Source organism: Actinomycetospora endophytica (assembly GCF_021026375.1).
GTDB lineage: Bacteria > Actinomycetota > Actinomycetes > Mycobacteriales > Pseudonocardiaceae > Actinomycetospora > Actinomycetospora endophytica.
This window is the reverse complement of record NZ_JAJNDB010000008.1, coordinates 75,562-97,311: the sequence shown is the minus strand read 5'-3', so window position 1 is coordinate 97,311 and position 21,750 is coordinate 75,562. Positions and strand designations below refer to the sequence as shown.

General features: G+C 74.2%; 14 protein-coding genes and 1 pseudogene. 9 read left to right on the top strand and 6 right to left on the bottom strand.

What is annotated here, in order from left to right; genetic code table 11:
• The first annotated feature begins 8 nt into the window (after window positions 1–8).
• Complete coding sequence (locus tag LQ327_RS28975; RefSeq protein WP_230739451.1) at window positions 9–665, top strand: Maf family protein; 657 nt, start codon at window positions 9–11, stop codon at window positions 663–665.
• Here the strand turns inward: LQ327_RS28975 and LQ327_RS28970 are convergent.
• A complete protein-coding gene (locus LQ327_RS28970) occupies window positions 616–1,596 on the bottom strand; it encodes a hypothetical protein (RefSeq protein WP_230739450.1) in 981 nt (326 codons plus the stop codon). The genes LQ327_RS28975 and LQ327_RS28970 overlap by 50 nt on opposite strands.
• Window positions 1,597–1,838: 242 nt before the next feature.
• On the opposite strand from LQ327_RS28970, the gene LQ327_RS28965 reads away from it, so the two are divergent.
• The 3 genes and pseudogenes from LQ327_RS28965 to LQ327_RS28955 form a co-directional block, all read left to right on the top strand.
• Window positions 1,839–3,641 carry an acetyl/propionyl/methylcrotonyl-CoA carboxylase subunit alpha gene (locus LQ327_RS28965; protein ID WP_230739449.1) on the top strand — a complete coding sequence of 601 codons (1,803 nt, stop codon included), beginning with the start codon at window positions 1,839–1,841 and terminating at the stop codon, window positions 3,639–3,641.
• Window positions 3,642–3,721: 80 nt separating this feature from the next.
• Window positions 3,722–4,198, top strand: coding sequence for a DUF1707 SHOCT-like domain-containing protein (locus LQ327_RS28960; RefSeq protein ID WP_230739448.1), 477 nt, complete (start codon window positions 3,722–3,724; stop codon window positions 4,196–4,198).
• A 165-nt stretch (window positions 4,199–4,363) separates the two neighbouring features.
• Window positions 4,364–5,818: pseudogene (locus LQ327_RS28955) on the top strand (MDR family MFS transporter); the annotation flags it as partial.
• A gap of 550 nt (window positions 5,819–6,368) precedes the next feature.
• Here the strand turns inward: LQ327_RS28955 and LQ327_RS28950 are convergent.
• Both LQ327_RS28950 and LQ327_RS28945 read right to left on the bottom strand, forming a co-directional pair.
• Window positions 6,369–8,099: a glycerol-3-phosphate dehydrogenase/oxidase gene (locus LQ327_RS28950; protein WP_372460784.1), complete on the bottom strand. Its 1,731-nt coding sequence runs from the start codon at window positions 8,097–8,099 to the stop codon at window positions 6,369–6,371.
• Between the two features lie 150 nt (window positions 8,100–8,249).
• Window positions 8,250–9,179 (bottom strand): MIP/aquaporin family protein, encoded by a 930-nt coding sequence (locus tag LQ327_RS28945; RefSeq protein WP_230739446.1) that lies wholly within the window; start codon window positions 9,177–9,179, stop codon window positions 8,250–8,252.
• 214 nt (window positions 9,180–9,393) lie between these two features.
• Between LQ327_RS28945 and glpK the strand changes: the two genes are divergently transcribed.
• Entirely contained in the window at window positions 9,394–10,896 is a 1,503-nt protein-coding gene (gene glpK / locus LQ327_RS28940) for a glycerol kinase GlpK (protein WP_230739443.1), read from the top strand.
• Between the two features lie 58 nt (window positions 10,897–10,954).
• Here glpK and LQ327_RS28935 read toward each other — a convergent pair whose 3' ends face one another.
• Window positions 10,955–12,358 (bottom strand): NAD(P)H-quinone dehydrogenase, encoded by a 1,404-nt coding sequence (locus LQ327_RS28935; RefSeq protein ID WP_230739441.1) that lies wholly within the window; start codon window positions 12,356–12,358, stop codon window positions 10,955–10,957.
• Window positions 12,359–12,535: 177 nt separating this feature from the next.
• On the opposite strand from LQ327_RS28935, the gene LQ327_RS28930 reads away from it, so the two are divergent.
• Complete coding sequence (locus LQ327_RS28930; RefSeq protein WP_230739439.1) at window positions 12,536–13,000, top strand: gamma-glutamylcyclotransferase family protein; 465 nt, start codon at window positions 12,536–12,538, stop codon at window positions 12,998–13,000.
• Between the two features lie 189 nt (window positions 13,001–13,189).
• On the opposite strand, the gene LQ327_RS28925 is transcribed toward LQ327_RS28930, so the two are convergent.
• Together LQ327_RS28925 and LQ327_RS28920 are read right to left on the bottom strand one after the other, a co-directional pair.
• Window positions 13,190–15,688 carry a Tex family protein gene (locus tag LQ327_RS28925; protein ID WP_230739437.1) on the bottom strand — a complete coding sequence of 833 codons (2,499 nt, stop codon included), beginning with the start codon at window positions 15,686–15,688 and terminating at the stop codon, window positions 13,190–13,192.
• Window positions 15,689–15,829: 141 nt separating this feature from the next.
• The gene (locus LQ327_RS28920; RefSeq protein WP_230739435.1) at window positions 15,830–17,065 is read right to left on the bottom strand and encodes an amidohydrolase; all 1,236 of its coding nucleotides are present in this window, start codon (window positions 17,063–17,065) and stop codon (window positions 15,830–15,832) included.
• 335 nt (window positions 17,066–17,400) lie between these two features.
• Here LQ327_RS28920 and LQ327_RS28915 point away from each other — a divergent pair, with 335 nt between their 5' ends.
• The 3 genes from LQ327_RS28915 to LQ327_RS28905 are packed head-to-tail and all read left to right on the top strand — an operon-like array spanning window position 17,401 to window position 21,742.
• The gene (locus tag LQ327_RS28915; RefSeq protein ID WP_308286397.1) at window positions 17,401–20,439 is read left to right on the top strand and encodes a serine/threonine protein kinase; all 3,039 of its coding nucleotides are present in this window, start codon (window positions 17,401–17,403) and stop codon (window positions 20,437–20,439) included.
• Window positions 20,440–20,462: 23 nt separating this feature from the next.
• Entirely contained in the window at window positions 20,463–21,293 is an 831-nt protein-coding gene (locus LQ327_RS28910; protein ID WP_230739433.1) for a purine-nucleoside phosphorylase, read from the top strand.
• Entirely contained in the window at window positions 21,290–21,742 is a 453-nt protein-coding gene (locus tag LQ327_RS28905) for an NAD(P)H-dependent oxidoreductase (RefSeq protein ID WP_230739431.1), read from the top strand. Before LQ327_RS28910 ends, LQ327_RS28905 begins: the two co-directional genes overlap by 4 nt.
• The last annotated feature ends 8 nt before the right edge of the window (window positions 21,743–21,750 follow it).

Here is a 21,750-nt window from a genome sequence, read left to right as displayed (position 1 = left end):
CCCGCGCCGTGCACCTGGTCCTCGCGTCCGCGTCCCCCGCCCGCCTCGGTGTGCTGCGCTCCGCGGGCGTCGAGCCCACGGTGCTGGTCTCCGACGTCGACGAGGAGTCACTGCTCGCCGCGCTCGGGGACGCGAGCCCGGCCGAGAAGGTCACCGGGCTCGCGATGGCCAAGGCTCGGTCGGTGGCCGGGCGGGTGGCCGCCGAGGTCGACGGCGGGTTCGACGGCGTCGTGATCGGGTGCGACTCGATGCTCGACCTCGACGGCGAGCTGGTCGGCAAGCCCGGCACGACGGAAGCCGCGCGCGCCCGCTGGCAGCAGATCGCGGGCGGGCACGGCGAGCTCGTCACCGGGCACGCCGTCATCCGCCTGCGCGGCGGTCTGCCGGAGTCCGAGATCTCGGGGCACGCCGCGACGATGGTGACGTTCGGGTCACCGACCGAGCTGGAGCTGGAGGCCTACCTGGCCTCGGGCGAGCCGCTGGCGGTCGCCGGCGCGTTCACCCTCGACGGCCTCGGCGGCTGGTTCGTGGAGGGCATCCAGGGCGACCCGGCCAACGTCGTCGGGATCAGCCTGCCGCTGACCCGCCACCTGCTCGCCGAGCTGGGAGTGGCGATCAGCGATCTGTGGGCGACGGCGGCGCGGGGCGGCCCGGCGGCGGGCTGACCGGAGCCCGCGACGACGGGCGCGGCGGGCTCGAGGCCGGCGCGCGCGGCGGGGCGGACGTCGGCGCACCGCGGGGCGGGAGCCCCGGCGCGGCCGACGCCGGCGGGGCCTGGGCCCGGCCGTTGCGCGGCGGCGCGTCGGGCGGGGCCGAGGACAGCGAGCGGACGATCCGGTCCGCCGCGGCCGCGTCCGCGGCCTGACGCGGCCCGGGGCCGGCCACCGCGAGCAGGACGAGGCCGGGCTCGCCGCCCTGCCCGGCGACCGTGGTGACCCGGACGAGCGCGCCGGGCCCCTTCGCGCCGGTCACCCGGCGGACCACGGTGTGGGAGTCACGGCCGTCGAGACGGCCGGCGTCGTCGGAGACGTCCGCGATCCGCCCGTTGCCGCCGGGGGCCTGACGCGTCGTCCCGTCGGCGAACGCCCCGACGAGACGGCGTGCCTCGTCGGCGAGCGCGTCCGGCCCGAAGCCTCGTGCCGCGTCCATCCGGCCGACCAGCACGGCCGCGCGGTTCGGGAGGGCCACGATCGTCGGGAAGCGGTCCGGCGGGACCGGCACGAGGTCCTGGTCGGGCGTCGCCTCCCACCCGGCGGGGATCTCGACGGTGGCGCCCAGCGTCGGGGCACCCACCCGTTCGGGGCCCGCCGCGGGCCGGGTGGTGACGGCGGCCGTCGCCGTGTCGGCGGCGGGGTGAGGTGTGGGCGGGCGGGACGCGTCCGCGGCGTCCCGGGCGGCCGCCTCGCTGCGCTCGGCCTGGTCGCCGTCAGCCCCGGCGGCCGTCGCCACCGCGGCCACGGTGCCCGCCAGCGCCGCCAGTGACGCGCACGCCACGACCGCCCGCCCCCACCAGCGACCCCCGCCGGACCCGGCCGGGGGCGTGGCGCCCTCGCCCGGGAGTCCTGCCCCGCTGCGCTCGGTCTCGCGTCGGCTCATCGGGTACCGACGGTAGCGATCGACCCCGACAGCCCCGTCACCGACGCCCCCTCCAGCTGTGGCCATGACCACGCGCACACCGGTGGTTCGCGGTGGCGAGGTGCGGGAGAGTCGCCGGAACGGTCACGGCCGACCGTTCGGGGCAGACCCGACCGGTCGAACGGCGGCCGCGCCCCTACACTGCGCGCGGATTCACCACCTTGTGTCCACGCAACGATGCGCTCGCCCCAGGAGGCAGTCCGATGGCAACGCCGGCCCAGCAGGCTCCGCTGCACACCGTGCTGATCGCCAACCGCGGGGAGATCGCCGTCCGCGTGGCACGCGCGTGCAAGGACGCCGGCCTCACCAGCGTCGCCGTCTACGCCGACCCCGACCGCGACCTGCCGCACGTGCGCCTGGCCGACCAGGCGTTCGCGCTCGGCGGTGACAACGCGGCCGACACCTACCTGAACATCGAGAAGATCATCGCCGCGGCGAAGGAGTCCGGCGCCAACGGCATCCACCCCGGGTACGGGTTCCTCTCCGAGAACGCCGACTTCGCGCAGGCCGTGCTCGACGCCGGGCTCATCTGGATCGGGCCCTCGCCGCAGGCCATCCGGGACCTCGGCGACAAGGTCACCGCCCGCAAGATCGCCGAGCGCTCGGGAGCGCCGCTGGTGCCGGGCACGAAGGACCCGGTCGCCGACGCCGACGAGGTCATCGCCTTCGCGGACGAGCACGGCCTGCCGGTCGCCATCAAGGCGGCGTTCGGCGGCGGCGGACGCGGCATGCGCGTCGCCCGGGAGCGCGACGAGATCGCCGACATGTTCGACGCCGCGGTCCGCGAGGCGGTCTCGGCGTTCGGGCGCGGCGAGTCGTTCGTCGAGCGCTACCTCGACCGCCCGCGCCACGTCGAGGCGCAGGTCCTCGCCGACCAGCACGGCAACTGCATCGTCGTCGGCACCCGCGACTGCTCGCTGCAGCGTCGCCACCAGAAGCTCGTCGAGGAGGCGCCCGCGCCGTTCCTGACCGACGAGCAGCGCAAGCGCATCCACACCTCCGCCCGCGACATCTGCGTCGAGGCCGGCTACTCCGGCGCGGGCACCGTCGAGTTCCTCGTCGGCGAGGACGGCACGATCTCGTTCCTCGAGGTGAACACCCGCCTGCAGGTCGAGCACCCGGTCTCGGAGGAGACCAGCGGGCTCGACCTGGTGCGCGAGCAGTTCCGGATCGCGAACGGCGAGGAGCTGCGGTTCCACTCCGACCCGGAGCCGCGCGGGCACTCGATCGAGTTCCGGCTCAACGGCGAGGACGCCGGGCGCGGCTTCCTGCCCGCCCCGGGCACCGTCACGCGGTTCGTCGCGCCGGCCGGGCCGGGCGTGCGCGTCGACGCGGGCGTCGAGTCCGGCACCGTGATCGGCGGCCAGTTCGACTCCATGGTCGGCAAGCTCATCGTCACCGGCGAGGACCGCGAGCAGGCGCTGCAGCGCTCGCGTCGCGCGCTGGACGAGATCGTGGTCGACGGGATGCCGACCGTGATCCCGTTCCACCGCGTGGTCGTCGACGACCCGGCCTTCGCCGCTCCCGAGGGCGCCTCCTCGTTCCTGGTGCACACCCGCTGGATCGAGACCGAGTTCGACAACCAGATCCCGCCGTTCGTGGCCGAGGGCGAGGGCGACGACGAGGACGACGAGTCCGGCGCGCGCCAGACCGTGGTCGTCGAGGTCGGCGGCAAGCGCCTCGAGGTGTCGCTGCCCGCCGGGCTGTCCCTGGGGGGTGGCGGCGGCGCGGCGGCGCCCGCGGCCAAGAAGAAGGCGCGCAAGCGTTCCGGCGGCGGTGCGAAGGTCTCCGGGGACGCGGTGACCTCGCCCATGCAGGGCACCGTCGTCAAGGTCGCGGTCTCCGAGGGCGACACGGTGTCGACGGGCGACCAGATCGTCGTCGTCGAGGCCATGAAGATGGAGAACCCGGTGACCGCGCACAAGGACGGCACGGTGACCGGGCTGTCGATCGAGCAGGGCGCGTCGGTCAACCAGGGCGCCGTGATCTGCGAGATCGCCGACTGACCCCGTTGTCAGCGATGGACCACCGCTGACATCTGACGTCAGGACGGGTTCATCCTCACATCGGCGCCTACGCTGGCCGCGTGGGCGAGCTGCGGATCGGGACCCGGGAGCGTGAGCTCGCCATGGCCGCCCTCGACGAGCACCTGCGCGACGGCAGGCTCGACCCGACGGAGTACGCCGAGCGGTCGGCCGTCGCGTCCAACGCCCGGTTCCGGTCCGAGCTCGACGCGCTGTTCACCGACCTGCCCGACCCGCACCCGGCCTTCCCGTCGGCCCCGGTGACGACCCCGCCGGCCGCCGACGGCGAGGCCGTCGCGCCGTCGTCCCCCTCGCCCGCGTCCCCGACGACGGAGGTGCGGTCCGGCGAGGACCTCCCGGAGCTGGTGGCCCCGCTCGGCGCCCGGCTGGGTCGGCACGCGGGCAAGCTCTCCGCGCTCGCGCCCCTGATCGCGATCGCGCTGTTCGTGCTGACGGGCTTCCGGTTCCCGCAGGTGTTCCTGCTGGTTCCCGCGGCGATCGCGATCCTGGGCTATCTGGGGCACCGCCACGGCGGCTGACCCGGGAACGAACCGCGGCCCGGAGATGTTCGCCCCGGTGCGCGCCCGTGGCACGTCGACGGGGAATCCGGTCGTCGTTGTCAGGGGGTCGTGGTTGTCTGGACACCGTCGGCGGCGAGGCCGACCCCCGCATGCCGCTCCCCGTGACCCGAGAGGTGCCCTCCCATGAGTTCGGCTCCGACCACGCCGGAGGCCGCTGCCGGCCCGCAGCCGGACGCGCCGGGCACCACGCGGGCCGGCGTGGTCATCGCGGTCCTCGTCGTGTCCGCGTTCGTCATGATCCTCAACGAGACGATCCTGTCGGTCGCGCTCAAGGACCTCACCGTCGACCTCGGGGTCTCGACGACGACGGTGCAGTGGCTGACCAGCGGCTTCCTGCTCACCATGGCCGTGGTCATCCCGACCACCGGGTTCCTGCTCGAGCGCTTCACCCCCCGCCAGGTCTTCCTCGCGTCGCTGACGCTCTTCAGCCTCGGCACGCTGATCAGCGGGGTCGCGCCGGGCTTCGCGGTGCTGCTCGTCGGTCGGGTGGTGCAGGCCTGCGGCACCGCGGTGATGATCCCGCTGCTGATGACGTCGATCATGCGGCTGGTCCCCCCGGAGCGCCGTGGCTCGACGATGGGCACGATCACGATCGTCATCGCGGTCGCCCCGGCGATCGGCCCGACCATCGGCGGCGCGGTGCTGGCCTCGCTCGGCTGGCGCTGGATGTTCTTCATCGTGCTGCCGCTGGCCGTGGCGGCCCTGATCCTGGGCGCGATCCTGCTGCGGCTGCCGAGCGAGACCCGCTCGGTCCCGCTCGACCTGCTCTCGGTCCTGCTCTCGGCCATCGGGTTCGGCGGCATCCTCTACGGCTTCTCGACCATCGGGGAGTCCGGCGGGAGCGGTCATCTGCCGCCCTGGGTGCCGATCGTCGTGGGCGCCGTGGCCCTCGTGCTGTTCATCGCCCGGCAGCTGGCCCTGCAGAAGCGCGACGCCGCGCTGCTGGACCTGCGGCCGTTCACCCACCGCTCGTTCGTGGTCTCGATCATCCTCGCGGCGCTGCTGTTCATGTCGCTGCTCGGCGCCGCGGCGATCCTGCTGCCGCTGTTCCTGCAGACCGTGCTCGGCCTGGACACCTTCTGGACAGGCCTCGCGGTGCTGCCCGGCGGGCTGGTGCTCGGTCTGCTCGGCCGTCCGGTCGGGGCCGCCTACGACAAGGTCGGTGCCCGCCCGCTGGTGATCCCCGGCTCGATCATGATGGCGGCCGCGCTGTGGCTGTTCACGCTGCTCGGGGCGGGTTCGTCGCTGTGGGCCGTCGTCGGGATCCACGTCCTGCTCATGGCCGGGCTCGGCCTGATGATGACGCCGCTGATGACCGAGGGCCTCTCGTCGCTGCCGGGGCCGCTGTACTCCCACGGCAGCGCGATCCTCGCGACGCTGCAGCAGGTGGCGGGCGCGTTCGGCACCGCGGCCTTCGTGACGATCTCGGCGATCGCTTCCGCCTCACTCAGCGGCATCCCGGACGCGCAGGGCCTGCGGGTCGGGTTCATGGCCGCGGGCATCGTCGGGGTGGTCGCGTTCGTGGTGTCGCTGTTCATGGGCGGCAGGCCCGCCCCCGTGGCCGAGACCGAGGAGGTGGGCGCGCCGTCCGCCGAGTCGATCCACACGGAGTCCGCCGACGCGGGCCCCCTCGACGACGGGCCGGTGAGCGGCGGGACCTCCCCGACGGACCCGCCGGTCACCGCACCGACCGATGCACCGACCGGCCGGCCGGCGACCACATCCGCGGGCACCGTCGTGCGCGGGCGCGTCGGGCTCGCCGGGCCCGGCGAGGCCGTGGTCACGCTGGTCGACGAGCACGGGGTCCAGTACGGCCGCGCGGGAACGCGGGGCGGGGTCTACGAGCTGGCGCTGCCCTCGTCCGGGGCCTGGCTGCTCGTCGTCAGCGCGCCCGGGCACGCGCCGCACGCGGCCCGGCTGGTGGCCGACGGCGACCGTCCGGTCCTGACCCACGACGTGACGCTGCCGGTCGCGCCGGGTCCGTCGTCGTCGGGCCCGGTCACCTCACGCCGCGAGCCGGAGCCCGCCGCCGGCTCCTGACGTTCGGCCGGTTCCGGACGCGCCTGACCCGCTCCCGGCCGCCCACGCAGGGCGGGCCGGGAGGCGGGGTCGGCGTCCTCGAGAACCGTCAGGAGGTCGCGAGGCCGGCGAGACGCTCGGCGCGGGGGTCGGGCGCCGCGATCCGGAGCTTGTCGGCCTCCTCGTCGGTGTCGACCGTCTGCGAGCGACGCTCGGCCTCGACCCGCTCGACGTACGAGCGGACCTCGCGCTCGCGCGTCGCGTCGTCCCAGCCGAGCAGCGCCGCCATCTGCTCACCCACCGAGGCGGCCGACTCGGCCCCGCGGTGTGCGTACTCGATGGAGATGCGGGTGCGGCGGGTGAGGACGTCGTCGACGTGCAGCGCGCCCTCGTAGGCCACCGCGTAGGCGATCTCCACCTTGAGGTAGTCCGGCGACCCGGGCACCGGCTCGAGCAGCGACCGGTCCTCCTCGCTCATCGCGAGCAGGCCGTGCAGCAGCGAGCCGTACCGGTCGAGCAGGTGCCGGATGCGGTGCGGGTGCAGCCCGTACCGGCGCCCGAGGTGCTCGGCCTGGTTGATCAGCGCGAAGTACCCGTCGGCCCCGATGAGCGGGACGCGGTCGGTGATCGACGGGGCGACACGGGCCGGGATGTCGTCCACGGCCGCGTCGAGCGCGTCCTTGGCCATCACCCGGTAGGTGGTGTACTTGCCGCCGGCGATCGACACCATGCCCGGCATCACCCGCGAGACCGCGTGCTCGCGCGAGAGCTTGGAGGTCTCCTCGCTCTCCCCGGCCAGCAGCGGGCGCAGCCCCGCGTACACGCCTTCGATGTCGTCGTGGCTCAGCGGGGTGACGAGCACAGAGTTGATGTGCTCGAGCAGGTAGTCGATGTCGTGCCGGGTGGCCGCCGGGTGCGCGAGATCCAGGTGCCAGTCGGTGTCGGTGGTCCCGACGATCCAGTGGTTGCGCCACGGGATGACGAACAGGACCGACTTCTCGGTCCGCAGGATCATCCCCACGTCCGAGGGGATCTTGTCCCGGGCGACCAGGAAGTGCACGCCCTTCGACGCCTTCACGTGGAACCGGCCGCGGGTCCCGGCCGTGTGCTGCATCTGGTCGGTCCAGACCCCGGTGCAGTTGACGACGACGTGGGCACGGACATCGGTCTCGCGGCCACTCTCGACGTCGCGCACCCGGACCCCCGCGACGCGATCCACCTCGTGGAGGAAGTCGACGACCTGGGTCGACGTGCGCACCACCGCGCCGTACTGGGCGGCGGTGCGCCCCACCATCATCGTGTGGCGGGCGTCGTCGGCCTGCGCGTCGTAGTAGCGCACCGCCCCGACGAGCGCGTCGCGCTTGAGCGCGGGCGCCATGCGCAGCGCACCCGAGCGGGTGAGCTGCTTCTGCTTGGGCAGCGAGCTCTTGCCGCCCATCGTGTCGTAGAGGGTGATGCCGGCCGTCACGTACGGCCGTTCCCACACGTTGTGGGTCAGCGGGTACAGGAACGGCACCGGCTTGATCAGGTGCGGGGCGAGGCGCGTCATGTTCAGCTCGCGCTCGTGGAGCGCCTCGCGCACCAGCCCGAAGTCGAGCTGCTCCAGATAGCGCAGCCCGCCGTGGAAGAGCTTCGACGAGCGGCTCGACGTGCCCGCGGCCAGATCGCGGGCCTCGACGAGGGCCACGGTCAGGCCGCGGGTCGCGGCGTCGAGCGCCGCCCCGACGCCGACCACACCGCCGCCGACGACCACGACGTCGAACCGCTCCGTGGAGAGCCGCTCCCAGGCGGCCTCGCGCTCGGCCGGGCCGAGCCGGGAGGGCTCCACGGCGGCGTCGATCTCGTCGGCGTCCGTGGAGGGCGACGTGGACTGCCGCCCCGGTTCATGCTCTGCGGACTGAGCAGCCACGCAAGATCCTCCTCGTATCGCATCGACCTGACGGCGGGGAATGCCCCCCACCACCCTGCCGCACGCGTGGGGCAGGTGGGGTCACACCTGTTCGGGGCCGAGCCGTTCCTGGACAGTCGCCTCCGCCCGGCTCTGCGCGGGGACGTCGGCCGAGTCGACGCCGTCCCCGGTGCGTCCGGGAGGCGGCGGGGGCTCCTCACCGCCGGCGGCCTCCGCCCGGGCCTCGAGCACCTGGCCGATGATCAGGTCGTACACGACGATCCCGATGACGGCGCCCACCAGTGGACCGACTATCGGGACCCACCAGTAGTTGTCGAAGTACGTGCCCGCCCCCGGGAAGGCGAGTGCACCCCAGCCCTCGATGTAGGTCCAGAGCCGCGGACCGAGGTCGCGGGCGGGGTTGATGGCGTAGCCCGCGTCGGTGCCGAAGCTGAATCCGATCCCGACGACGACCAGGCCGATGATGAACCCGCCCATGTTGCCCGTCGGCGCCTGGTTGCGGTTGTCGACGATCGCCGCGATCAGGGCGACCAGGAGTGCCGTGCCCACGATCTGGTCGAACAACGGCCCCCACAACGCTCCGCCGAAGTACTTGGCCGGGAACGTCGCGAAGATCGAGAAGGTGTCCTGTGACGCAGCCCGCGAGGCGATGCCCTTGGTCGCGTTGTACGCGTCGATGGCCGGGTAGTACACCGAGTAGATGAGCGCCGCCGCGGCGAACGCACCAACCACCTGGGCGAGCCAGTAGGCAGGCACCTTGCGCCACGGGAACCCGCGCCGAACGGCGAACGCCAATGTCACCGCGGGGTTGATGTGGGCCCCACTGACGCCACCCGCGACGTAGACACCGAAGACCACCGCGAGGCCCCAGCCCCAGCCGATGATGAGCCAGTTGGCGGGGCCGAAGTCGACGGTCTGGCGGCCCGAGCCCGGGAGACCCACCACGGCGACCGCCACACATCCGAGGCCGAACATGATCAGGACGAACGTCCCGAGGAATTCCGACAACATCTCCCCGCCGGTCCCGCTTCGCCATCCGGCCGGCTTTTGCGCTCGGGTCACTTTCCACCTCCTCGTGAGCCGTATACGCCCGGAGTGCATGAGCGTGCGTCAAGGCAAACCCCCGCTTGTGACCTGCGTCAACCCCTTGTCACAGCGGGCTCGGTGGGCAACCGTCTGTGGCCGGGAGGGCGTGCGACGCCCGGGCGAGTAGAGGAGACACGGAATGCCCCAGTACGTCGCGGCGATCGATCAAGGCACTACCTCGACCCGCTGCATGATCTTCGACCACTCCGGGCGGGTCGTCGCCGTCGACCAGCTCGAGCACCAGCAGATCTTCCCGCAGGCCGGGTGGGTGGAGCACGACGCCGCGGAGATCTGGGGCAACACCCGACAGGTGTGCGGCGGCGCCCTCGCGCGCGCCGACCTGGACTCGACGAGCATCGCCGCGGTCGGGATCACCAACCAGCGCGAGACCACCGTCGTCTGGGACCGCGCGACCGGCGAGCCGGTCTACAACGCGATCGTCTGGCAGGACACCCGGACCCAGGCGATCTGCGACGAGCTCGGCGCGCTCGGCGGTGGCGCCGAGCGCTACCGCGCGAAGACCGGCCTCCCGCTGGCCACCTACTTCGCCGGCCCGAAAGCGCGCTGGATCCTCGACAACGTCGAGGGCGCCCGGGAGCGGGCGGAGCGCGGCGAGCTGGCGTTCGGGACGATGGACACCTGGGTCCTCTGGAACGCCACCGGCGGGAACGAGGGCGGGCTCCACATCACCGACCCGACGAACGCGTCGCGCACCCTGCTGATGAACATCGACACCCTGCAGTGGGACCCGGAGCTGTGCGCCGAGATCGGCGTACCGATGTCGATGCTCCCCGAGATCCGCTCGTCGTCGGAGAACTACGGCCCCATCCGCGCCCGTGGCACGTTCCGCGACGTCCCGGTCTCCGGCATCCTCGGCGACCAGCAGGCGGCGACGTTCGGGCAGGCGTGCCTCGAGGTCGGCGAGGCCAAGAACACCTACGGCACCGGCAACTTCGTGCTGCTCAACACCGGCACCGAGAAGGTCGAGTCGAAGAACGGCCTGCTCACGACGGTCTGCTACAAGATCGGCGACCAGCCCCAGGTCTACGCGCTCGAGGGCTCGATCGCGGTCACGGGCTCGTTGGTGCAGTGGCTGCGCGACAACCTCGGGATGATCTCGTCGGCGCCCGAGATCGAGACGCTGGCCGCGCAGGTCGACGACAACGGCGGCGCGTACGTCGTGCCGGCCTTCTCCGGGCTGTTCGCGCCGTACTGGCGCGCCGACGCCCGCGGGGCGATCGTCGGGCTCACCCGCTACGTCAACAAGAACCACATCGCGCGGGCGGTGCTCGAGGCGACGGCGTTCCAGACCCGCGAGGTCATCGACGCCATGAACGCCGACTCCGGGGTGCCGCTGACCGAGCTCAAGGTCGACGGCGGCATGGTCGGCAACGAGATCCTCATGCAGTTCCAGGCCGACATCCTCGACGTCCCGGTCACCCGGCCCGTCGTCGCGGAGACGACGGCGCTGGGCGCGGCCTACGCCGCGGGGCTCGCCGTCGGGTTCTGGTCCTCCGAGCAGGACATCCGCGACAACTGGGCCAAGGACAAGACCTGGACCCCGGCGATGGACGCGAACTCCCGCGACACGCTGATGAGCCAGTGGAAGAAGGCGGTCACGCGGACCTTCGACTGGGCCTAGCGGCATGTGAGTGGATTTGGTCGTCAGAGCGACCGAATCCGCTCACATGGCCGAAGGCCTAATCCAGGTCGTCGTGCTGCATGAGGCGGCGACCGGCCTCGGTGACCGACCCGGACAGCGACGGGTAGATCGAGAACGTGTGGGCGAGGTCGTCCACGGTGAGGTTGTTCTGCACCGCCATCGCGAGCGGGAGGATCAGCTCGCTCGCGACCGGCGCGACGATCACGCCGCCGATGACCACCCCCGTCGCCGGTCGGCAGAACACCTTCACGAAGCCCCGCGAGAGGGCCTGCATCTTGGCGCGCGGGTTCGTCCCCAGCGGCAGGAGCACCTCCCGAGCGGCGAACTCCCCGGACTCCACCTGCTTGTGCCCGATGCCGACCGTCGCGACCTCGGGGCGGGTGAAGACCGCCGACGCGACCGTCTTGAGCCGCAGCGGTCCGACCCCCTCGCCGAGCGCGTGCCACATCGCGATCCGGCCCTGCATGGCGGCGACGGACGCGAGCGGCAGGAGCCCCGTACAGTCCCCGGCCGCGTAGACGCCGGGCACCGAGGTGCGGGAGACGCGGTCGACGGTGATGTGGCCGGAGTCCCGCAGGTCGAGCCCGATCTCCTCGCACCCGAGTCCCTCGGTGTTCGGCACCGATCCGACCGTCATCAGGGCGTGCGAGCCGGTGACCTCGCGGCCGTCGGAGAGCGTCACCCGCACCCCGTCGGCCGTCGCGACGACCTTGTCGGCCCGCGACCGCGGCTCGATCGTCACCCCGCGCTCGGTGAAGACCTCCTCCAGCGTCGCCGCCGCGTCCGGATCCTCGTGCGGGAGCACCCGGTCGCGGCTGGAGATGAGGGTCACGGGCACGCCGAGCTCGGCGTAGGCGGACACGAACTCGGCGCCGGTGACGCCGGAACCGACGACGACGAGGTGCTCCGGCAGGTCCTCGAGGTCGTAGATCTGGCGCCAGGTGAGGATGCGCCGGCCGTCGGGCACGGCGTCGGGGAGCACGCGCGGCGAGGCGCCGGTGGCGATGAGGGCGACGTCCGCGGTCACGACCTCGGTGCGCCCGTCGGAGTGCGAGACCTCGATGTCGTGGGTGGCGCTGTGGATGTCGCTCGCCCGGAAGCGTCCCCGGCCGTCGCAGACCCGCACCCCGGCGCGCTGCACGGTCGCCTTGATATCCGCCGACTGGGCGAGGGCGAGCCCCCGGACGCGGCCGTTGACGCGCGGGAGGTCGACGGTCGCCTCGTCCGAGTCGACGTCGATGCCCATGTCGATGTTGCGGCGGAACCCGGCGCGCACCCCGGCCGAGGCGATGAACGTCTTCGACGGCACGCAGTCGTACGCCACGCAGTTCCCGCCGAGGCTGTCCTCCTCGACCAGGACGACGTCGGCCTCGTGCTGGGCGGCGACCAGCGCAGCCTCGTACCCGGCCGGTCCGCCGCCGAGGATCACGATGCGGGTCATGGAAGGGGGTCCTCCGTTTCGGTGACGGCGCCGGGACGGGTGCGGGCCCCGGGTGGTGGCGCCGGGCGGTGGTGGTGGGCGCCCGGCCTGCCGGTCACGGAACATCCTGCCCGTTCGGCGTAACGGGCGGGATTCCGGCGTCGGTCGAGTGCCTCCGTCGTGGATACCCTGTCCGCCGTGCCGCTCTACGCCGCCTACGGGTCGAACATGGACCCGGGGCAGATGATGCAACGCGCGCCGCATTCTCCCGTGTCGGGGACCGGCTGGCTCGAGGGCTGGCGCCTGACCTTCGGGGGCGAGGATCTCGGCTGGGAGGGCGCGCTGTCCACCGTCGTCGAGGACCCCGGGTCGCGGGTCTTCGTCGTGCTCTACGACGTCAGCGAGCTCGACGTCGACCAGCTCGACCGCTGGGAGGGCGGCGAGCTCGGCATGCACAAGAAGCTCCGGCTGCGGATCCAGACGATGGACGGCCCGCAGCTCGCGTGGGTCTACGTGCTGGACGCGTACGAGGGCGGCCTGCCGTCGGCCCGCTACATCGGGGTGCTCTCCGACGCGGCCGAGGCCGCGGGTGCGCCCGACGACTACGTGCAGGCCCTGCGCGAGCGCCCCTGCCGCTCGATCGGGCCGGGGACGTCGCTGTAGGTCGGGCTCCGACGGCGAGCGGCGGCCTCGACGAGGGGCACACCACGCAGCACGGGCGACGATCGAACCTGCCTGAGGTGCCCCTCGCGGGCTGACTGCCCGCCGAGCCCCCCGCCCGACCCCGCGCGAAGGGCACACCACGCAGCGCAGGCGTCCTCAAAACCTGCGTGAGGTGCCCCTCGTCAGCGGCTACTTGTCGAGGCCCGCCCGCCGGAGCGCGTCGGCCATGGCCCCGCCGGGTGCGGGTCGATCGTCGCGCTTGCCGCGCCGGTCCCCGCCCTGACCACCTCGGGGCTGCTTGCCGCCGTTGCCGCGCTGACCCCCGTTGCCGCGCTGGCCCCCGTTGCCGCGCTGCCCGCCGTCGCCACCCGGCGACCGCTTGCCGCCGCCACCCTGGCCGCCGTCCCGACCCTGGCCACCGCCGTCGCGACCACCTCGGGAGCGACCACCACCACGGCCGCCGTCCTCACCGGAGCCGGAACCGGGCTCGTCCTCGAGCCGGAGCGTCAGCGAGATGCGCTTGCGGGGCACGTCGACGTCGAGCACCTTCACCCGCACCACGTCACCGGGCCCCACGACGGCCCGCGGGTCCGACACGAACTCCTTCGACATCGCCGAGATGTGCACGAGACCGTCCTGGTGCACGCCCACGTCGACGAACGCGCCGAACGCCGCCACGTTGGTGACCACGCCCTCGAGCACCATCCCCGCCGCGAGGTCGGTGATCTGCTCGACGCCCTCGGCGAAGCTCGCGGTCTCGAAGGCCGGGCGCGGGTCGCGGCCGGGCTTGTCGAGCTCGGCGATGATGTCGGTGACCGTCGGGACGCCGAAGGTCTCGTCGGTGAACGTCGTCGGGTCGAGCCGCCCGAGCAGCGAGGAGTTCCCGACCAGCGACGCGACGTCGGTGCCCGTCTCCTCGACGATGCGCCGCACGACGGGGTAGGCCTCCGGGTGCACGCCGGAGCGGTCGAGCGGGTCGTCGGCGTCGGGGATGCGCAGGAAGCCCGCACACTGCTCGAACGCCTTCGCCCCGAGACGCGGGACCTTGGTCAGCGCGGTGCGCGACCGGAACGGCCCGTTCTCGTCGCGGAACCCGACGATCGTCGTCGCGAGCCCGGTCGAGATGCCGGAGACCCGGCGCAGCAGCGGGGCCGAGGCGGTGTTGACGTCGACGCCGACGGCGTTGACGCAGTCCTCCACGACGCCGTCGAGCGAGCGCGAGAGCATCGTCGCGGACACGTCGTGCTGGTACTGCCCGACGCCGATCGACTTCGGGTCGATCTTCACGAGCTCGGCGAGCGGGTCCTGGAGCCGGCGGGCGATCGAGACCGCGCCACGGATCGAGACGTCGAGATCCGGCAGCTCCTTCGAGGCCTCCTCCGACGCCGAGTACACCGACGCCCCGGCCTCCGAGACCATCGCCGGGATCAGCCCGGGGGTGGCCTTCGCGAGCTCCTGGGCGAGCTTGTGGGTCTCGCGCGAGGCGGTGCCGTTGCCGATCGCGACGAGCTGGACGCCGTGCTCGGCCACGAGGCCCGCCAGCGTCGCCAGGGACTTGTCCCACTGGTTGCGCGGGACGTGCGGGTAGATGGTCTCGTGCGCGAGGACCTTGCCGGTGCCGTCGACGACGGCGACCTTCACGCCGGTGCGCAGGCCCGGGTCGAGGCCCATGGTCGGGCGGGCGCCGGCGGGGGCGGCGAGCAGGAGATCGCGCAGGTTGCCCGCGAACACCCCGACGGCGCCCTCCTCGGCCACCTCGCGCAGCCGTACCCGCAGGTCGACGACGAGCCGTGACGAGATCCGCGTCCGCCAGGCCCAGCGGGCGACGCCGAGCAGCCAGGAGTCGGCCGGCCGTCCCCGGTCGGCGATCCCGGCCGCCGTCGCGACCCGGCCCTCGTAGGCCGAGGTGTCGCCGTCGTCGTCGGCGGAGCACGGGTCGAACGTCAGCGCCAGGACCTCTTCCGACTCGCCGCGCAGCAGCGCGAGGATGCGGTGCGAGGGGAGCTTGGTGAACGGCTCGTCGAACTCGAAGTAGTCGGAGAACTTGGCCGCCGTCGGGTCCTCGGCCTTGCCCTCGCGCGCCGCCGCGACGACGCGGCCGCGGGTCCACATCCGCTCGCGGAGCTCCCCGACCAGGTCGGCGTCCTCCGCGAGGCGCTCGACGAGGATGGCCCGGGCGCCCTCGAGGGCGGCGTCGGCGTCGGCCACGCCCTTCTCGGCGTCGACGAACGCCGCCGCGGCGGCCCGGGGCTCGACCGTCGGGTCGCCCAGCAGACCGTCGGCGAGCGGCTCGAGGCCGGCCTCACGGGCGATCATCGCCTTGGTGCGGCGCTTCGGCTTGTACGGCAGGTAGACGTCCTCGAGGCGGCTCTTGGTCTCCGCGGCGAGGATTTGCGCGTGCAGCTCGTCGGTGAGCTTGCCCTGCTCACGGACCGACTCCACCACCGACGTCCGGCGCTCCTCGAGCTCCCGCAGGTACCCGAGGCGCTCGTCCAGGGTGCGCAGCTGCGCGTCGTCCAGCCCGCCGGTGACCTCCTTGCGGTACCGCGCGACGAACGGCACCGTCGCGCCGCCGTCGAGCAGCTCGATCGCGGCCCGGACCTGGCCCTCGCCGACCTCCAGCTCGGTGGCGATCCGGCTCGGGACGGGCGGCAGCGCGGCGGGTGCGGGCGTGCTCGGAGCGGTCACGGGATCCATCGTGCAACACCCCACCGACAGCCTCGTCCGGACCCGGGACCCGTCGTCGGGACGGCATGTGCCAGCCCCATGTCAGGAAGGGTTCATCCTGACGCGAGATGTCAGCGACGGACCATCGCTGACGAACCCGACCTAGCCCTCCAGCGAGAGCAGCGCCGCCTGGACCATCGTCCGCACGCCCACCGGGAGCGCCCGCTCGTCGAGCGCGAACGTCGGCTGGTGGATGTCGGACTGCGGGCCCTCGCCGGACCACACGCCGAGCCGGCCCATCGCGCCGGGCACGTGCTCGAGGTACCAGCCGAAGTCCTCACCGCCGGAGGACTGCTCGGTGTCGGTCGCCGCGCCCGGGCCCGCGGCCCGCTCGGCGGCCCGGGACAGCAGGTCGGCCGACACCGGGTCGTTGACCACCGGCGGGACCCCGCGACGGTGCTCGAGCACGTACCCCACGCCGGTGGGTGCGAGCAGCGCCGTGACGAGCTGGCGCACCAGCGGCTCGAGCTCGTTCCACGTGGCGTGCTGGGCGGTGCGCAGCGTCCCGGACAGCGTCCCGAGCTCGGGCACGGCGTTCGCGGCGTGCCCGGCGTCGACCTGGCCCCAGACCATGACCGTGCCCGAGCGCGGGTCGACGCGGCGGGAGAGCAGGTCGGGCAGGCCGGTGATGACGGTGCCGAGCGCGTGGACGAGGTCGGCGGTCAGGTGCGGGCGCGAGGTGTGCCCGCCCGGCGAGGTCAGGCGCAGCTCGAGCATGTCGCAGGCCGACGTGATCGGGCCGACCCGCGTGCCGACGTGCCCGACCTCGAGGCGCGGGTCGCAGTGCAGCGCGAAGATGCGGTCGACCGAGTCGAGCCCGTTCGCGGCGATGACGTCGAGCGCCCCGCCGGGCTGGACCTCCTCGGCGGGCTGGAACACCAGCCGGACGCGGCCGGGCAGCCGGTCGGCCACCGACGCCAGCGCGAGGCCGGCACCCAGGAGCACCGAGGTGTGCGCGTCGTGCCCGCACATGTGCGCCACGCCGGGCGTCTGCGACGCCCACGGCACGTCGGCGTGCTCGTGCAGCGGCAGCGCGTCCATGTCGGCGCGCAGCGCGACGGTGCGCGGTCCGGTGCCGATGTCGCAGATCAGGCCGGTGCCGGGCAGCAGCCGCGGCTCGAGGCCCGCCGACTCCAGCACGCGGGCGCAGAGGGCGGTGGTCGCGTGCTCGGAGCGCGCCAGCTCCGGGTGCGCGTGGATGGTGCGGCGCCAGCTGAGGACGTCCTCGGTGTGCTCCGCGAGCCACGCGTCGAGCCACTGCGGCCCGGTACCGAACCCGAGGTCCGCCACGCTCCCGCGGGACGACGGACCGTCCGGACGGGTCTGCAGCAGCGTCACTGTTCCACCTCCTCGAGCCGCGGACGGGACCGTCGCGCGACTGGTAGGCCCAGCATGCATCCCCCGGACGGCCTCCCGGGGTCCGCGAACGCCGATGGCGGTGAGGGGTCCGGACGCTGCTGTCAGTGGCGTGACACACCCGGTCCCGACGAGACGAGCGGAGGAACGGTGCAGGTCACCGGGTCAGCGGTGCCGAGCCCCGGTCGTCGTCCGACGAGCGGTCACACGCGCGGTGACGAGCGGCCCCGTTCAGGTTGCACACGACCGGTCGCCGACGGACGCGGCCGGACGGGTGGGGCGACGGTCACCGCAGGCCGGGGCGCCATCATGGGGGTGTGAGTCCCCGCCCCGCCGAGACGCGACGCCTGGTCGGGCGCTACCGCCTGGACTCCGAGCTCGGGCGGGGCGCGATGGGCACCGTGTGGTCGGCCTACGACGAGGTGCTGCACCGTCCGGTCGCGGTCAAGGAGGTGCGGCTGTCGCTGGTGCCCGTCTCCGAACGGGCGATCGTCCGCGAGCGCACCCTCCGCGAGGCGCGCGCGACGGCGATGCTCAGCCACCCGAACGTCGTGACGCTCTACGACGTCGTGGAGGTCGACTCCGAGCCGTACGTCGTCATGGAGCTGCTCCCCTCGCGCAGCCTCGCGTCCTACATCGGCGAGCGCGGAACGCTGTCGCACGCCGAGACCGCGGAGATCGGGTCGGCGGTCGCCTCGGCGCTGATGACCGCTCACCGCGCGGGGATCACCCACCGCGACGTCAAGCCCGGCAACGTGCTCATCGGGACCGACGGTCAGATCAAGCTCACCGACTTCGGGATCGCGCGCAACGCCGCCGAGTCGTCGATGACCCAGACCGGCACGGTGCTCGGCTCGCCGCCCTACATCGCGCCCGAGGTGGCGATGGGACGGGCGGTCGGGCCGCCCGCGGACCTGTGGGGGCTCGGCGCGACGCTGTTCGCCTGCCTCGAGGGCCGCCCGCCCTACGACGCCGGGGACCCGGTCTCGACCGTCTCCGCCGTCGTGCACGGCGAGATCCCGCGGCCGTCGGGGCAGGGACCGGTCGTCGACGTCGTCCGCGGCCTCATGGTCAAGGACCCCGGCCTGCGGATGCCGCTGCCCGCCGTGCGGCGGCGCCTGCGGCCGCTGATGGCCGACCCCGAGGGCCCGATGCTGTCCGCGCCGTCCTCGCCGGCGACGACGGAGTTCCGCATCCCGGAGGGCCAGCCCGGCCCGCAGCCGCCGCCCCCGTCCACCGACGACCCCCGCTCCGGGCTCATCCCGGTCCGCGGGCGCAGCGGGACCCTGGTCGAGGGCGCCGATCCGGCGGGTGAGCGACCCCCGCCGCCCAGCCCGGCACCACGGCGACCGTCCCCGACGCCGCCCGCGCCCCGGACCGCGCCGATCGCCGACCCGGGTCGCGACACCCCGCCCGGCGACGACTCCTCCTCGGAGGCGGCGGAGGCCCTCGCCGCGCCGGCTGAGGCGCCCGCCGGCGGGAGCACCGCACCCTCCGGGAGCGACGACGAGGGTGGGGCGGCGGGCGCGGTCGCGGCCGCGGCGGCCTCGGGCACCGCCGACGCCGCGTCCTCCACCGCCACGAGGACCGCGGACGGCCCGGGCACGGACGGCGACCGACCGACCGGGACGCCCGACGACGCCGGGTCCGACGAGGCACGGGAGGGCGCCGAGGCGCCCGCCGCCGACCAGGAGCCGGACGAGGCGTCGACCGGAGGGGCCGCGGACGCCGCGTCCGACGACGAGCACGACACCGGCGCCGAGGCCTCCGCGCCGGACGCCGACGGGAAGAGCGCCGAGGACGGCGACACCGCCGACCAGGGCGCGGACGACGCCGAGGGCACCGGCACGGCCGACGCGGCGGCATCGGAGGGCGACGGGTCCGACGACGCCGCGGGCGATGACGCCGACGACGGCGGGTCGGGCGCGGCCGCCGCGGTGGCCGGCGGCGCCGCGGCTCTCGCCGCGGGTGGTGCGGCCGCCGTGGCGGCGGGCCGGGCGAAGGCCCCCAGCATCGGGTCCGAGGAGTCGGAGCCGGCCGAGGGCGGGTCGACGGCCGACGACAGCGGGTCCGACGAGAACGCAGCGGCGAAGGACGCCGGCTCGACGAAGGACGCGGCCTCGGGCACGAGCGCCGCCGCCGCGAGTGCCGGTGTCACGGCGAAGGAGACATCGGCCCCCTCGTCGAGCACGGACACCGGGAAGACGACCACCGAGGACGACCAAACCGACGACGAGGCCGCCACCGGCGACGACGCCCCGGCCGCGTCCACGACGCCGTCCTCGGGCACGCCACGTACGGGCCCCACCAAGCCGGGCACCCCGCCGTCGGGCACCTCCCGGCCGGGCACGCCGCCGTCGGGCACCACCCGGCCCGGCACCCCGCCGTCGGGCACCACCCGGCCGAGCACCCCGTCCGGCGGCACGCCGCGGACCGGCACCCCGCCGTCGGGCAGCCCGCGCACGCCGACGCCGTCGTCGGGCAGTCCCGCGGTCCCCGAACCGAGCGCCGCCGAGACGACGATGGTCACACCGCGGCTGACCGACCCGCCGCGCCCGGTCCCGCGCCCCGGACCGTCGGCACCGGGACCGTGGTCGCAGCCCTACCAGCGGCCCCGCGCGCCGATGACCCCGCAGCGCCGTCCGGGGAGCCCCCAGGCGCTGGCGTCCGATCCCGGCCCGCTCCCGTTCGCCCCGTCCCGCTCGGCGCCGGCGGGCCCGAGCCGCATGCGGCGGGTCGGGGTGGTGGTGCTCGTCGTCGTCCTGGCCCTCGCGGGGCTGCTCGGCGGCTACGCGGCGGTGCGGATGATCGGCGGGCAGCCGCCGTTCTCGGTGTCACTCGCGCCCGCGGGACCGGTCGTCGACGGCGTGCGGCTGGTGTCCCACACCGACGACAACGCCCGCTACAGCGGCACCGGGATGGGATTCACCGCGCTCGTGCCGAGCACCTGGCAGCAGTTCCGGCTGCAGGAGCCGACCGGGGACATCGTCGTGCGCTACGTCTCCGACGACGCCACCCGCGAGCTGCGGATCGACCGGCTCGTGCACTTCTACCCCGCCCAGCGCGCCGCCGCGTACGTGGCGCTGCTCGCCGACCCGTCCCGGCTCGGGGCTGACGCGGTGCGGGTCGAGCCGGTCACCGTGGTCGCGCCGCCGCGGGCGGGCGCCCAGGAACCCGTCCAGCAGACGGTCTACCGCGCGCGCTCCGGCGCCACCGACGACCGCACGACCTGGACCCGGCTCATCCCGTCGGGCACCGACCTGTGGGTGGTGCGCATGACCGCTCCCAGCACCGCGCCGGGCGGCACGCCGGAGCAGTTCGCGACGGTCGCGGACAGCTTCACGCCCCCGGTGTAGCGACCTCCTAGGGTGATCGACCGATGAGCGCCGAACCCGTCACGAGTCCCCGCACCGACCCCGACGGGGCCGCCCGCGCCGCCGCGGCCGAGCTGGCCCGGCGCACCGGGGTCGAGGGGCACGACGTCGCCGTCGTCCTGGGCTCCGGCTGGGGACCGGCGGCCGACGGGATCGGGCCCGCGGACGCGGAGGTCCCGGTCGCGGAGCTGCCGGGCTTCACCCCGCTCGGCGCCCCGGACCACCGTGGCACCGCCCGCTCGGTGACCGTGGCCGGCCACCGCGTGCTGGTCCTGCTCGGGCGCACCCACGTCTACGAGGGGCACGGCGAGGCGCAGGCGGTGCACGCGGTCCGGACGGCCTGCGCGGCGGGCGCCGGCACCGTCGTGCTCACCAACGCCGCCGGCGGGATCGACCCGTCCTACGCCGTCGGGCAGCCGGTGCTCATCAGCGACCACCTCAACCTCACCGGCCGCTCCCCCCTGGTCGGGCCGGCGTTCGTCGACCTCACCGACGCCTACGACCCGGCCCTGCGCGCCGCCGCCCGCCGGCTCGACCCGAGCCTCGTCGAGGGCGTCTACGCGGGCCTGCCCGGCCCCCACTTCGAGACGCCCGCAGAGATCCGGATGCTGCGCACGCTGGGCGCGGACCTCGTCGGGATGTCGACGGTGCTGGAGACGATCGCGGCGCGGGCGGCCGGGGCCCGGGTGGCCGGGATCGCGCTGGTCAGCAACCCCGCGGCCGGGACCACCGAGGAGGGCATCGACCACCTCGCGGTCCTCGATGCCGTGCACGCCGCGGCCGAGCGCACCGGTGAGCTGCTGCGGGAGCTCGTGACGGCGGCGGTGACGACGTGACCGGCCTGCTGGTGGTCCACCACACCCCCTCGCCGTCGTGCCAGGAACTGCTCGAGGCGGTCCTGGAGGGCGCGGGGACCGACGAGCTGCCCGAGCCGGTCGAGGTGACGACGCGGCCCGCGCTGAGCGCCGGGGCGGCGGACGTCCTGGCCGCCGACGCCGTCGTGCTCGGCACCCCGGCGAACATCGGGACGATGTCCGGGGCGCTCAAGCACTTCTTCGACCAGATCTACTACCCGAGCCTGCAGGACACCGGCGGGCTGCCGTTCGGGCTGTACGTGCACGGCGGCGACGACGTCGCGGGGGCCGTCCGCGACGTCCTGCGCATCACCGGGGCGCTCGGCTGGGAACAGGCCGCGGCCGTCGTCGAGACCACCGGCTCCGTCGGGACCGCGGAGCGTGAGGCGGCCTGGGAGCTCGGGGCGACGGTGGCTCTCCGAGCCATGTGAGTGGATTT